The organism is Psychroflexus sp. S27 (assembly GCF_002810405.1).
GTDB classification, from domain to species: domain Bacteria; phylum Bacteroidota; class Bacteroidia; order Flavobacteriales; family Flavobacteriaceae; genus Psychroflexus; species Psychroflexus halocasei_A.
The window spans coordinates 81,426-95,229 of sequence record NZ_NEXQ01000024.1; the positions used below are offsets into that span (position 1 = coordinate 81,426).

The window sequence follows — 13,804 nt, forward strand, 5'->3', positions numbered from 1 at the left end:
TTATGAAGATAAAGTTTGATGAATAACTTGAGGGAAATACTTGTATTCTAACTCATGAATCTTTTCGGCTAGACTTTCGGGCGTATCGCTTTCAGAAACGCTAATTTCATGTTGAGATATTATTTTACCACCATCATAAATAGGATTCACATAATGAATACTGATACCAGATTTTACTTCTTTATTTGCAATAACAGTTTCATGAACTTTAGATCCATACATGCCTTTACCTCCATATTTTGGTAATAATGAGGGATGAATGTTAATGATTCTGTCAGGAAATTCATTGATGATACTTTGAGGTATTTTTAAAAGAAAGCCAGCTAAGACAATAAGATCTGGTTTGATTTCTTTTAGAAGAATTAAAACTTCATCAGTTTCTGAAAAAGCTGACTTAGTGAAACAAACAGGTGTAATACCTAAACGGTTAGCGCGTTCTAAAACCTTTGCATCTCTTTTATTAGAAAAAATATGAGTGACCTCAATATCATCATAAGATTTGAAATAATTGAAGATATTGACTGCGTTAGTCCCATTTCCTGAAGCGAAAATGACAATTTTTTTGGTTTTTTTGGGAGAATTCTGATCCACGATAAAAAAATTATTAAGCTGTAAAGCTAACAAATATCAATGATTAATAATTTTTTACAGGAAAAAAGGAGACATTTTTTTAATTAAAACTTGTTTTAGAATAAAGTTTTATATTTTTGCCCACTAAACTAAACTTAAAAAAATAAAATCATGTCAGACATTGCATCAAGAGTAAAAGCAATTATCGTTGACAAGCTAGGTGTTGACGAAAACGAAGTTGTAACTGAAGCTAGCTTTACTAACGACTTAGGTGCGGATTCTTTAGACACCGTAGAGCTTATTATGGAATTTGAAAAAGAATTTGATATTCAAATACCAGACGATCAAGCTGAAAATATTTCAACTGTAGGTCAAGCTGTAGATTACATCGAAAAAGCAAAATAATAAAGCATTACATGGAACTTAAACGTGTTGTTGTTACAGGTCTTGGTGCACTGACTCCAATTGGTAATACTATCTCAGAGTATTGGGATGGCTTATCAGCTGGTAGAAGCGGTGCTGCGCCTATTACTTATTTTGACACAGAGCACTTCAAAACTAAGTTCGCTTGCGAGATTAAAAACTTTGATACCAAAGATTACTTTGATAGAAAAGAAGTTAGACGCCTAGATAAATTTGCCCAATATGCTATGGTTGCTTCAGATGAAGCAATTGCTGACTCAGGTATCGATTTAGATACTGTTGATAAATACAGAGTTGGTGTCATATGGGGTGCTGGAATCGGCGGCTTAGAAACTTTTCAAAATGAAGTTTTAAATTTTGCAAAGGGTGATGGTACACCGCGTTTTAATCCATTTTTTATACCTAAAATGATTGCAGATATTGCTCCTGGTAATATTTCAATCAAACACGGCTTCATGGGGCCAAACTATACAACAGTTTCCGCTTGTGCATCATCAGCTAACGCAATGATTGATGCTTTAAATACAATCAGATTAGGTGATAGTGATATCATTGTAACTGGAGGTAGCGAAGCTGCGGTTACCCAAGCAGGTATGGGTGGTTTTAATGCGATGCACGCTCTTTCAACTCGAAATGATAATCCTGAAGCAGCTTCTAGACCTTTTGATGCAACCCGTGACGGTTTTGTGTTAGGTGAAGGTGCGGGTGCATTAATTCTTGAAGAGTACGAGCATGCAAAAGCACGTGGTGCTAAAATTTATGCCGAAGTTATTGGTGGAGGACTCTCTGCTGATGCGCATCATATGACAGCACCTCATCCTGAAGGTCAAGGTGTGATTGCGGTGATGAAAAACTGTCTTAAAAATGCAGGACTCAGACCTGAAGATGTTGATGCAATCAACACTCACGGAACCTCAACACCTTTAGGTGATGTGGCTGAGCTAAAAGCTATTAAAGAAGTATTCGGTGACCATGCCAAAAATATTAATATCAATTCAACAAAATCCATGACGGGTCACTTGTTAGGAGCAGCAGGCGCTGTGGAAGCTATCGCTTCAATCCTAGCGATGCAGCATAATCTTGTGCCGCCGACAATTAATCATGCGACAGTTGATGAAAATATTGATGCTGAACTGAACTTAACCTTAAATAAAGCTCAAAAACGCGATGTTAAAGTTGCATTGAGTAATACTTTTGGGTTTGGTGGTCACAACGCTTGTGTCGCATTCAAGAAGTACGAATAATATTCATAATTTAATATGAATTTTATCAATAAATTATTTAGGAAATCCCGTTCAAAACCGAACGGGATTTTTTGTGAAAATCTCGAAAAAATTATTGAATTCGAGCCACAATCTTATGCCCATTATTATCGTGCTTTTATGCATTCATCTATGCAAGAAAAAGATGAAAATGGTTCAGATCTCAATTATGAACGCTTAGAGTTTTTAGGTGATTCGGTTCTCAATACAGTGATTTCAAGCTATTTATTCAAACATGCGCCCCAAGGAAATGAGGGTTATCTGACTGTTATGCGATCTAAAATAGTGAGTAGAAAGCATTTAAATCTTATCGGAGAAGAGCTGGGACTTCTCAAATTATTGATGCGTAACATTCCTGATCATCAATTGGGTAAGAATATCACGGGTAACGTTTTTGAAGCCTTAATTGGTGCAATTTATTTAGATCAAGGTTATCTTTTTTCTGCAAGATTTATTCAAAAGTGTCTTATTGATAAATATGTGGACTTGAATGAACTTGAAAAGCGTGTGACAAGCTATAAAAGTTTAGTGATCAAATGGTGTCAAAAAAATAAACACGATTTTGAATTTTGTACAAAAGTAGATGATGGTTGCGACGAGCAACAACATTTTTCCGTTTGCTTTCTTATAGATGATGAAGTCGTTTCTAAAGCCAGAGAAACTTCTAAAAAAAGAGCTGAAGAAAAAGCAGCAAAACGCGCTTACTATGCTTTGCAGAGTGAGATAAAAACCAAGACACTCAATATTTAGCCCCTCATTCTACTTAAGGTATAGTTTAACCTTAAATTTTATGTTTAGGTAAGTAATTTACTTAAATTTATACTTTAGTGTTTTTTCGCTTAGGTTTAAATCTCTGATTATAAAACTTATATATTTTGTCAACTAAAAAAATACTTTTCTTAGGAGATTCTTATCAAGAAGATTATAAACTGATATCAATCAAAACAAGTTTAGATGCACATCATGTTGCTTATCTTGTCAATAAATATTTTAAAGTTAGTTTTAAAAGGTCTAATAAAGATTTACAATTGAAATATAACAATCAAGAAACAGCAAGTTTTACTTATTTTGATTTTTACGATTCTCATTGGGATTGTCAAATGTTTTTGGTTTCAAACAAATGTTTTACTGAAACTTTAATTACTAAGAATGATAATTTTTTATTTGATCATCACTCTACTCAAACCTTTTACTTGCTTAAAAATCTAAAACACACCGATTATCTTATCAAAGTTGAAGATGAAATGAATATCTTTGACAGTGCTAAAATTCTCGAAATTCTTCATCAAATTAGGGGCATTCAAAGTGCTTCATTAATTGATCAGAGTTTAATTGAAAATCCAGAATACTTAATTTTTAAATAATGAAAACATCTAAAAAGACTAAAATAGTATCGACCTTAGGCCCATCAACTAGCAGTAGAGAAACGCTGAAAGCTATGATTGAAAAAGGCGTCAATATATTTAGAATAAATTTTTCTCACGCTAGTTATGACGATGTTAAAGAACGAGTCAAAATGATACGTCAGCTCAACGAAGAATATGGCTTTAATGTTGGAATTCTTGGAGACCTTCAAGGACCAAAGCTTCGTGTTGGGAAAATGAAAGATGAGGTTGTTGTTAGTGAAGGTGACGAAATTTACTTTGTAACAGGTGAAGAGTTTGAAGGCACAAACAAACGCGTTTACATGAATTACGAAACTTTTCCTCGTGATGTTCAGAAAGGTGAGAGCATTCTTTTAGATGATGGTAAGCTTATTTTTGAAGTCGTTTCAACGAATAAAACGAATGAGGTTAAAGCAAAGGTGATTCAAGGCGGACCGCTTCGCTCTCGTAAAGGTGTAAACTTACCAAATACTAAAATATCTCTTCCTGCTTTAACAGAGAAAGATATTAAGGACGCAATTTTCGCTTGCGAACTAGAGGTTGACTGGATGGCGCTTTCATTTGTAAGATATGCAAGCGATTTAAAAACTTTACAAAAACTCATTAAAGAACATAGTGATCACAAAATCCCTATTGTTGCTAAAATAGAAAAGCCAGAAGGCGTTAAGAATATTGATAAAATTATCGCCTACTGTGATGGTTTAATGGTTGCGAGAGGTGATTTAGGTGTTGAGGTTCCGGCTCATGAAGTTCCTTTAATTCAGAAAGAACTTGTGATGAAAGCTAAGCAAGCTAGAATCCCTGTAATTATTGCGACACAGATGATGGAAACCATGATAACCAGTTTAACACCAACTCGAGCTGAGGTTAATGATGTTGGGAATTCTGTTATGGATGGTGCTGATGCTGTAATGCTAAGTGGTGAAACTTCTGTAGGAAAATATCCTGTACAAGTGATCGAAAAAATGGCTCAAATTGTAAAGGCTGTTGAAAACTCACCGATGATTCGTGTTCCTCATGAGCCACCATATATTAAGACTAAAAGATATATGACAAAGTCTGTGTGTTATCACGCGGCTTTGATGGCAAATGAAATTGAGGCAAGCGCAATTTGTACGTTAACAAACTCCGGATATACTGCGTTCCAGATTTCAGCTTGGCGACCAAATGCTAATGTTGTAGCCTTTACTTCTAATAAAAGAATCTTAACGCAGTTGAGTTTGCTTTGGGGTGTGACAGCCTATTATTATGATAAATTTGATTCTACTGATCAAACAATTAAAGATATCAACCAGCATGTTGTTGATAATAATTATGCAAAAAAATCAGACTATGTGATCAACTTAGCGTCTATGCCAATTGAAGATAAAGGGATGGTAAACACATTGCGTGTTTCAAAAATCAAATAGAAAAAATCTCAAATTATACAGAAGAGCCTCGTTGAAATAACAACGGGGCTTTTTTATTGCCCAGAAATCACGAGTACAAATTCGCCTTTGGGTTTGTGAGTTTCAAAATGTGATAGCATTTCTTTGATGCTTCCTCTCAGCGTTTCTTCGTAAAGTTTTGTGAGCTCACGAGAAATGGAGACTTGCCTATCTTCTCCTAAATGTTCTCCCAAGTTTTTCAGTGTTTTTATCAGTTTATAAGGAGACTCATAAAGTATAAAAGTTCTTCTTTCTTTTGCGAGTTCTTCTAGTTTTGTTTGTCTTCCTTTCTTGACAGGCAGAAAACCTTCAAAAACAAATTTATCATTGGGTAAACCGCTATTGATAAGTGCAGGGACAAAAGCCGTTGCACCAGGTAAAGACTCTATCTGAACATCAGCAGCTATACATTCGCGTACCAATAGAAATCCAGGATCAGAAATAGCTGGAGTTCCCGCATCACTGATTAAAGCGTGAGTTTGTCCATTTTTAATGGCTTTAATAATGATGTCCGTTTTATGATGTTCATTGTGTTGATGATAGCTTTTCATTGGCGTATCTATCTCAAAATGTTTGAGTAGTTTTCCACTAACACGTGTGTCTTCAGCTAAGATGATATCAACATCTTTTAGCGTTTGAACGGCTCTAAAAGTCATATCGTTAAGATTGCCAATCGGCGTAGGGACAAGGAAAAGTTTTGACATTAAGCTTCGAATTTTCGTTTGAGTAAATTCATAAAACGTTTGTAAGTGTCAGCTTTATCTTCCCAATTGTTATACTCTGGTTTGACATTGTGGTCGATAAAGTTTTGAGCCTCTTCAAATGAATTTAGCGTGCTAATTTGAGACATGACTCTGTTGTAATCTTCTACATTATTATCAAAAAGCGCTTTTGTAAAGGCCAATCTGTCATTCAATCCTATTTGAAAACCAACTTGAAGGCGATCATTTAAAGATTTTTTATCTTGATTAAACAGATCAATTGTGCGTTTAGGTTGTTGCTTCTCAATATTATCTGGTAGAGGTTCTTCCTGTGTTTCTTTTTCTTGATGCGAGCTGTTTTCAACTTCAGGCTCACTATTTTTTTCCTCAAAAGTTTCAGATTTGTGCTCTTGTTCGTCTTCCTTTTTAGGTTCAAAAAAAGGCAAGTCGTCAAAGTGAACTCCAAAATCTTGTTCAAATGACGATGCTTCTGAAGCTTTCTCCTCAGTATTTTGTTCGGTTTCTGATTCCTGTTTTTCTTTTGGAGAGCTATCAACAGGTTGCTCATCATCTATTTCACCCTGATTAGTTTGAAGTTCTTCTTGAGTTTGAAAGTCTTGTTTTTCTTCTTCTTGAGTTGGTTTTTCTTGTATTGTTTCCTCTTCGTCAGCTTTTTTCTCAACTGACTCTTGAGTTTTGTCTTCTAAATCTTCTTGAGAATCCTCCTCTTCTTTTTGCGGATCTACTTCCATGTCTTGATGAAGTTCTTGTTTTTCTTCAAGTTCACTAAAATCACTTGCAGATAACTTTTTAAATTGATTCATTAAATAGTCAACTTGTTCAGCTTCCGGTGGCATGTGAGAAACAATATCTTTTATTTTTTCTGTATTGGGTTCAGAAATTGGTTCAGGATTATATTCTGTGCCATCTGGACTTTTATGATCTCCATCTTCATCAATATGCGAATACTGAGAATAAAAAGCATCAGAAAATTCTGTCTTTCCTATCGTGGGCTTGATTCCGCCAAAATGTTTTTCTGCAAAAGATAAAACGGCTAATTTTTCATAAAGCATTCCTGCTTCTTTTTTTAATTGGTGAATGTCTGCTCTGCTTTTTAATTTTAAAATCCTGTGAGCCAAACTAATCAATTCATCTTCTAAAACTCTTTTCATAACTTTTACCTTTCGCTTTGTAATTACGCTTAATTTTTTACTAATTTTAGCAGTTGGAAAGTGAATCTCAACTTTAATTTTAAACGCCTAAATTACAAAATGTTTCTCGAAAATACAGTAAATCCTGATGAGCAATTTGGTTGGATAGAAGTGATTTGTGGAAGTATGTTTTCAGGAAAAACTGAAGAACTAATCCGTAGATTGAAACGCGCCCAGTTTGCCAAACAAAAAGTCGAAATCTTTAAACCTGAAGTTGATCGACGTTATGATGATGCCGATGTTGTGTCTCATGATTCTAATGCCATTAGGTCAACACCAGTTCCAGCAGCAGCTAACATACGTATTCTTGCAGATGATTGTGAAGTGGTCGGGATTGATGAAGCGCAATTTTTTGACGACGAAATTGTGAGTGTTTGTAATGATCTTGCTAATCGTGGCGTTCGTGTTGTCGTTGCTGGCTTGGATATGGATTTTAAAGGCAATCCTTTTGGGCCGATGCCGCACTTAATGGCAACCGCTGAATACGTGACAAAAGTTCACGCAGTTTGCACACGCACAGGAAATTTAGCACAATATAGTTTTAGAAAATCTACACAAGACGATTTGGTTTTATTAGGCGAGACTGAAGCTTATGAACCTTTAAGTCGTGCGGCTTTTTATAGAGCTATGCGGGAAGAGAAACTTAAGAATAAAGAAAATAAGATTAACGAGTCTGAATAATAAATGACAACAAAAGAAACCCGATTAATTATTGACTTAAAGGCTTTGGCTGAAAACTATAAAACAGTTAAAAGTCAGTTGAAGCCTGAAACCCAAATTATGGGCGTTGTCAAAGCTTTTGCTTACGGCACGGATTCAGAAATTATTGCTCATAAATTAGTCGATTATGGTGTTGATTATCTTGCTGTCGCTTACACTGAAGAAGGCGTGAGGTTGCGTAACTCTGGCATACAAACGCCAATATTGGTTTTTTATCCTCAAATCGAAGAATTGTCTAATTTGATTGATTACCGCTTAACACCAAGTGTTTATAGTTTCAATTTCTTAATTGGACTTAACAAGCATCTAAATGAATTGGAAACAATTGATTTTCCAATTCATTTAAAAATCAACACAGGCTTAAATCGATTGGGTTTTGATCTCGATGAGCTCGATGAAATTTATGAAGAAATACAAACGAATAAACGAGTTAAATTATCTGGTTTGTTTTCTCATTTGGCAGCTTCCGGAACTGCTTCTCAAGCTGATTTTACAAAGCAGCAAATTGAGAAATTTCAGAAAGCACGTCAATTTTTCATTCATAAATTCGGAGAAACTTTCATATCACATCTATGTAATTCTAGTGGTATTTTTAATTATCCAGAGGCGGAATTTGATATGGTGCGTGCTGGTATTGCATTATACGGTTATGGTAATAATGAAGTTGAAAATGCTCAACTCATTCCTGTTTCAAACCTAAAGACTGTGATCGCTCAACTTCGTACAATCCAAAAAGGAGAAAGCGTGGGATATGAGCGAATGTTCAAAGCGGAGAAAGAAGCAAAAATCGCTACTTTACCTCTTGGTTATACAGATGGTATTGCACGTCAATTTGGTAATGGAAAAGCTGAAGTCTTGTTGAATGGACACAAGGCGCTAATTGTTGGGAATGTTTGTATGGATACGCTGATGCTTGATGTAACAGGGATTGATTGTAAAGAAGGTGATGATGTTACTATCTTTGGAAAAGAACATTCAGCAGTCGCTTTTGATAAATTTCATCAAACTATTCCTTATGAAATTATCACGCGAATCTCTCAACGTGTTACACGTGTTATTGAGTTTTAATTTACTTTTTTATTTTTCACACTCACTTTTATTGCATTATTAAGCTGCATTTCAAATAACATTGATTTAAGGAATAGCCTTACTAAATTCGTGAAAAAAATGTTACATTCGCAAGAAATTGTTTAATAATCAAATAAAATAAAGAATAATATGAGTGATATTGCTAAGAATTTCGGCATTGATAAAGCGCTTAAAGATTTAGGTCTTGAGCAAGAAAATAAAGGAACTTCTACAGGAACAGAATCTTTTGCAAATGGTGAAATGATCGAATCTTTTTCTCCTGTTGATGGCGCTTCAATCGGAAAAGTACAAGCGACAACTCAAGAAGATTATGAGAAAGTTATTACAACTGCTCACAAAGGATTTTTAGAGTGGAGAACTTGGCCAGCACCAGCACGTGGTGAAGTTGTTCGTCAGTTTAATGATGAATTAAGGCGCTTAAAAGAACCTTTAGGAAAACTTGTTTCTTATGAAATGGGTAAATCTTACCAAGAAGGTTTAGGTGAAGTTCAAGAAATGATTGATATCTGTGATTTTGCAGTTGGACTTTCTAGACAATTACACGGTTTAACAATGCACTCTGAGCGCCCAGGACACCGCATGTACGAGCAATGGCATCCTTTAGGTGTTGTTGGTGTTATTTCTGCTTTTAATTTCCCAGTTGCAGTTTGGTCGTGGAACACAGCCCTAGCTTGGGTTTGTGGTGATGCTTGTATCTGGAAAGGTTCTGAAAAAACACCGATGACTTCAGTGGCTTGTCAAAAAATTGCTGCACGTGTTTTTGAGAAAAATGATGTGCCAGCAGGAATTTCATCTTTAATTACCGGTGATTATAAAGTCGGTGAATACATGACGAATGACAAACGTATTCCTCTCGTATCTGCAACAGGATCTATCAGAATGGGGAAAGTTGTTGCGCAAGCTGTTGCGAAAAGATTAGGTAAATCACTTTTAGAATTAGGCGGAAACAATGCGATTATCGTTACACCAGATGCAGATATTAAAAACACTGTGATCGGTGCCGTTTTTGGCGCAGTTGGAACTTGTGGACAAAGATGTACATCGACACGTCGATTGATTATTCATGAATCAATTTATGATAAAGTAAAAAGCGCAATCGTTGATGCTTACAAGCAAATTAAAATAGGAAATCCACTTGATGAAAACAATCACGTTGGTCCATTAATCGATAAAGATTCTGTTGATAACTACCTTAATGCTTTAAAGAAAGTTAAAGAAGAAGGTGGAAAAGTTTTAGTCGAAGGTGGCGTTTTAGAAGGTGAAGGTTATGAAAGTGGTTGCTACGTTAAACCAGCAATTGCTGAAGCTGAAAATGATTATGAAATTGTACAGCATGAAACTTTTGGTCCTGTCCTTTATATCATGAAATATTCAGGCGATGTTAGCAACGCATTAGATTTACAAAATGGTGTTGTTCAAGGACTTTCTTCTGCAATTATGACAAATAACTTGAGAGAAGCAGAACGTTTCTTGTCTGTTGAAGGATCAGATTGTGGTATTGCTAATGTTAATATCGGAACATCAGGTGCTGAAATTGGTGGCGCTTTTGGTGGTGAAAAAGAAACTGGCGGCGGCCGCGAATCAGGTTCTGATGCTTGGAAGGTTTACATGAGAAGACAAACAAATACAATTAATTATACAACTGAGTTGCCTTTAGCACAAGGGATCAAGTTCGATTTATAAAACTCGATTCATTATTTAAAAGCCCTGAATTTTTCAGGGCTTTTTTGTTTTTATAAATTTTAGCACTCTTAAAAATGAATCTGATAAGAAATATCAATATTTATATGTAAATTGCTTCAATTCAGTCGTTTGAATTTTGTTTTTCAAACAAAATGATATTTTAGCAGTTTAGTTTTTTGTTTAAGAGTAAAAAACATTTTAATTTGCATTGTTTTTTATTTCTCAAAATTCAATTTAAAAGCTGTCATTAGACGCTAAACATTCAAAATATGAATCAAACTAAAGCAGCAATAACAGCTGTCGGCTCTTACTTACCAGAATACGTTTTGACAAACAAAATGCTAGAAGAAATGGTGGAAACAAACGACGAATGGATAACCACCCGAACTGGAATTAAGGAGAGGCGCATCCTTAAAGACGAAGGGAAAGGCTCATCTTTCATGGGAATTAAAGCTGCTGAAAACTTGATTGAAAAAGCAAATCTTGATCCTAAAGAAATCGATCTTGTTTTATTTGCAACCGCCACACCTGATATGCCTGTCGCGAGTTCGGCGGCATATACAGCGACAAAAATTGGTGCAACTAATGCTTTTTCTTATGATTTACAAACAGCTTGTTCGAGTTTTTTATTCGGCATGTCAACAGCCTCTTCATATATAGAATCTGGTCGTTATAAAAAAATTCTATTAGTTGGTGCTGATAAAATGTCATCAATTATAGATTATACAGATCGTGCAACTTGTATTATATTTGGAGATGGAGCTGGTGCAGTTTTATTTGAGCCAAATGAAGAAGGCTTTGGTTTGCAAGATGAAATTCTGCGTACAGATGGTATTGGACGAGAGTTTTTAAAGATTGATGCTGGTGGATCACAAATGCCAGCAACTGAAGAAACAGTTAAGAATAAGCAACATTACGTCTTTCAAGATGGGCGAACAGTTTTTAAGTTTGCCGTTTCTAATATGGCTGATGTGAGCGAAAAAATAATGCTACGCAATAATTTAAAAGCTGATGATGTCAGTTGGTTAGTTGCGCATCAAGCCAATAAACGCATCATCGATGCAACATCAAAAAGAATGAACTTAGACCAAGAAAAGGTCTTGATGAACATACAGCGTTACGGGAATACAACTTCCGCAACCTTACCTTTATTATTAAGTGATTACGAAAAACAGTTAAAAAAGGGTGATAATATTATCTTTGCAGCATTTGGAGGAGGATTCTCATGGGGATCAATCTACTTGAAATGGGCTTATAATACTAAATAACTCACAAAAACTTAAACTATGGAAATTAAACAAATTCAGAACCTTATTAAATTTGTAGCGAAATCTGGAGCAAGCGAAGTTAAGCTTGAAATGGATGACTTTAAAATTACGATCAAAACAGGTTCAGAAGATAGTGGAGAGCGAACAGTCGTTCAGCAAATCCCAATGGGAGCAATGCCACAGCAGCAAATGTCAGCTCAACCTCAAGCGACTGCACCTGCTCAGGCAGCACCTCAAGCCGATGCGACATCTGAAAATCCTTCAGGTGATGATAAATATATTACTGTTAAGTCTCCAATTATCGGAACTTTCTACAGAAAACCTTCACCAGATAAACCAGCTTTTGTAGAAGTGGGTAGTCAAATTAACGAAGGTGATGTGCTTTGTACGATTGAAGCTATGAAATTATTTAACGAGATTGAAAGTGAGGTCTCAGGTAAAATCGTCAAGGTGTTAGTTGATGATTCTTCTCCTGTTGAATTTGATCAACCTTTATTTTTAGTTGATCCATCTTAAATTGATGTTCTCTTCTAACAATTTACTTTTTAATCTTTATTAAAAGAAAAGCCTATGTTTAAGAAAATACTAATCGCAAATCGTGGCGAAATAGCTTTACGAATTATCCGCACTTGTAAAGAAATGGGCATCAAAACCGTTGCTGTCTATTCTACTGCTGATAAAGAAAGCTTGCACGTGAGATTTGCTGATGAAGCTGTTTGTATTGGCCCACCAGCCTCAAGCGAATCATATTTGAAAATACCAAATATTATTTCTGCTGCTGAAATTACCAATGCAGATGCAATACATCCAGGTTATGGTTTTTTATCTGAAAATGCCAATTTTTCAAAGATTTGTGCTGAACATGACATTAAATTTATCGGTGCTTCAGCTGAAATGATTGAGAAAATGGGAGACAAAGCAACAGCTAAAGCAACCATGGAAGCTGCCGGCGTACCTTGTGTTCCAGGTTCAAAAGGAATTTTAAAAGATTTTGAAGACTGTAAAAAAACCGCAAAAAAAGTTGGTTACCCTGTGATGCTAAAAGCAACTGCCGGTGGTGGTGGTAAAGGAATGCGTGCTGTTTGGAGCGAAGATAAACTCGAAGCAGCTTGGGAATCAGCAAGACAAGAAGCTAAAATTGGTTTTGGCAATGATGATATGTATATGGAGAAGCTTATTGAAGAGCCACGCCATATCGAAATTCAGATTGTTGGAGACCAAACAGGAAAAGCTTGTCACTTATCAGAAAGAGATTGCTCAGTACAAAGACGTCACCAGAAATTAACTGAAGAAACACCTTCTCCTTTTATGACTGATAAACTCAGAAAGAAAATGGGAGATGCAGCAGTAAAGGCCGCAGAATATATCAGTTATGAAGGTGCCGGAACAATTGAGTTTCTTGTAGATAAACACAGAAATTTCTATTTCATGGAAATGAATACGAGAATTCAAGTTGAACACCCAATAACTGATGAAGTCGTTGATCATGATTTGATCAAAGAGCAGATTTTAGTTGCTGCAGGTGTACCAATTTCTGGAAAGAATTATTTCCCTAAACTTCATTCTATCGAATGTCGTATCAATGCTGAAGATCCTTACAATAACTTTAGACCTTCACCTGGGAAGATCACAACATTGCATATTCCTGGTGGTCATGGTGTCCGTGTGGATACACATGTTTACAGTGATTATGTGATTCCACCCAATTACGATTCTATGATTGCAAAGTTGATTGTCACTGCACAATCACGAAAAGAAGCAATTAATAAAATGCGTCGTGCATTGAGTGAATTTGTTATTGAAGGGATTAAAACAACAATTCCATTTCATCGTTTGTTAATGAAACATCCTGATTACGTTTCTGGTGATTACACAACAAAATTTATGGAAGATTTTGAAATGCCAGAAGAACCAAAAGGTGATTATGATGACGAAGATGACGACGAATAAAATATAGAAATCTATTTTTTCTGAAATCGCACTTTTTAAAGTGCGATTTTTTTATGCTCATTTTTTTAGAGAATTTTAGCATTTGGAAGCTTGAGCTAATTTGATAAAATATCGT

At 35.5% G+C, this 13,804-nt stretch carries 14 protein-coding genes; 11 read left to right on the plus strand and 3 right to left on the minus strand.

Annotation, left to right across the window (positions count from 1 at the left end; all coding sequences use genetic code 11):
* On the minus strand, positions 1-591 hold the full coding sequence (locus tag CAP47_RS08165; RefSeq protein WP_100776533.1) for a phosphoribosylglycinamide formyltransferase: 591 nt from the start codon (positions 589-591) through the stop codon (positions 1-3).
* A 150-nt stretch (positions 592-741) separates the two neighbouring features.
* On the opposite strand from CAP47_RS08165, the gene CAP47_RS08170 reads away from it, so the two are divergent.
* From CAP47_RS08170 to pyk, 5 genes are all read left to right on the plus strand, one after another.
* On the plus strand, positions 742-975 hold the full coding sequence (locus CAP47_RS08170) for an acyl carrier protein (RefSeq protein WP_093238670.1): 234 nt from the start codon (positions 742-744) through the stop codon (positions 973-975).
* An 11-nt stretch (positions 976-986) separates the two neighbouring features.
* Positions 987-2,237, plus strand: coding sequence for a beta-ketoacyl-ACP synthase II (gene fabF, locus CAP47_RS08175; RefSeq protein WP_100776183.1), 1,251 nt, complete (start codon positions 987-989; stop codon positions 2,235-2,237).
* A gap of 15 nt (positions 2,238-2,252) precedes the next feature.
* Positions 2,253-3,005, plus strand: a complete 753-nt coding sequence (rnc, locus tag CAP47_RS08180) for a ribonuclease III (RefSeq protein WP_100776184.1) — start codon at positions 2,253-2,255, stop codon at positions 3,003-3,005.
* 125 nt (positions 3,006-3,130) lie between these two features.
* The gene (locus CAP47_RS08185) at positions 3,131-3,619 is read left to right on the plus strand and encodes an IPExxxVDY family protein (RefSeq protein WP_192869972.1); all 489 of its coding nucleotides are present in this window, start codon (positions 3,131-3,133) and stop codon (positions 3,617-3,619) included.
* Positions 3,619-5,049, plus strand: coding sequence for a pyruvate kinase (pyk, locus tag CAP47_RS08190; RefSeq protein ID WP_100776186.1), 1,431 nt, complete (start codon positions 3,619-3,621; stop codon positions 5,047-5,049). The genes CAP47_RS08185 and pyk overlap by 1 nt, the downstream gene beginning before the upstream one ends.
* 53 nt (positions 5,050-5,102) lie before the next feature.
* Here pyk and rsmI read toward each other — a convergent pair whose 3' ends face one another.
* On the minus strand, positions 5,103-5,771 hold the full coding sequence (rsmI, locus tag CAP47_RS08195; RefSeq protein ID WP_100776187.1) for a 16S rRNA (cytidine(1402)-2'-O)-methyltransferase: 669 nt from the start codon (positions 5,769-5,771) through the stop codon (positions 5,103-5,105).
* Positions 5,771-6,940 carry a hypothetical protein gene (locus tag CAP47_RS08200; protein ID WP_100776188.1) on the minus strand — a complete coding sequence of 390 codons (1,170 nt, stop codon included), beginning with the start codon at positions 6,938-6,940 and terminating at the stop codon, positions 5,771-5,773. Before CAP47_RS08200 ends, rsmI begins: the two co-directional genes overlap by 1 nt.
* 99 nt (positions 6,941-7,039) lie before the next feature.
* On the opposite strand from CAP47_RS08200, the gene CAP47_RS08205 reads away from it, so the two are divergent.
* The 6 genes from CAP47_RS08205 (at position 7,040) to accC (ending at position 13,689) form a co-directional block, all read left to right on the plus strand.
* Positions 7,040-7,660, plus strand: a complete 621-nt coding sequence (locus tag CAP47_RS08205; RefSeq protein ID WP_093238650.1) for a thymidine kinase — start codon at positions 7,040-7,042, stop codon at positions 7,658-7,660.
* 3 nt (positions 7,661-7,663) lie between these two features.
* Positions 7,664-8,767, plus strand: coding sequence for an alanine racemase (gene alr, locus CAP47_RS08210; RefSeq protein ID WP_100776189.1), 1,104 nt, complete (start codon positions 7,664-7,666; stop codon positions 8,765-8,767).
* A 150-nt stretch (positions 8,768-8,917) separates the two neighbouring features.
* Positions 8,918-10,471 (plus strand): aldehyde dehydrogenase family protein, encoded by a 1,554-nt coding sequence (locus tag CAP47_RS08215; RefSeq protein WP_100776190.1) that lies wholly within the window; start codon positions 8,918-8,920, stop codon positions 10,469-10,471.
* Between the two features lie 269 nt (positions 10,472-10,740).
* Positions 10,741-11,739, plus strand: a complete 999-nt coding sequence (locus CAP47_RS08220) for a beta-ketoacyl-ACP synthase III (protein ID WP_100776191.1) — start codon at positions 10,741-10,743, stop codon at positions 11,737-11,739.
* 18 nt (positions 11,740-11,757) lie between these two features.
* Positions 11,758-12,255 (plus strand): acetyl-CoA carboxylase biotin carboxyl carrier protein, encoded by a 498-nt coding sequence (accB, locus tag CAP47_RS08225; protein ID WP_093238635.1) that lies wholly within the window; start codon positions 11,758-11,760, stop codon positions 12,253-12,255.
* Positions 12,256-12,309: 54 nt separating this feature from the next.
* Complete coding sequence (accC, locus tag CAP47_RS08230) at positions 12,310-13,689, plus strand: acetyl-CoA carboxylase biotin carboxylase subunit (RefSeq protein WP_100776192.1); 1,380 nt, start codon at positions 12,310-12,312, stop codon at positions 13,687-13,689.
* The last annotated feature ends 115 nt before the right edge of the window (positions 13,690-13,804 follow it).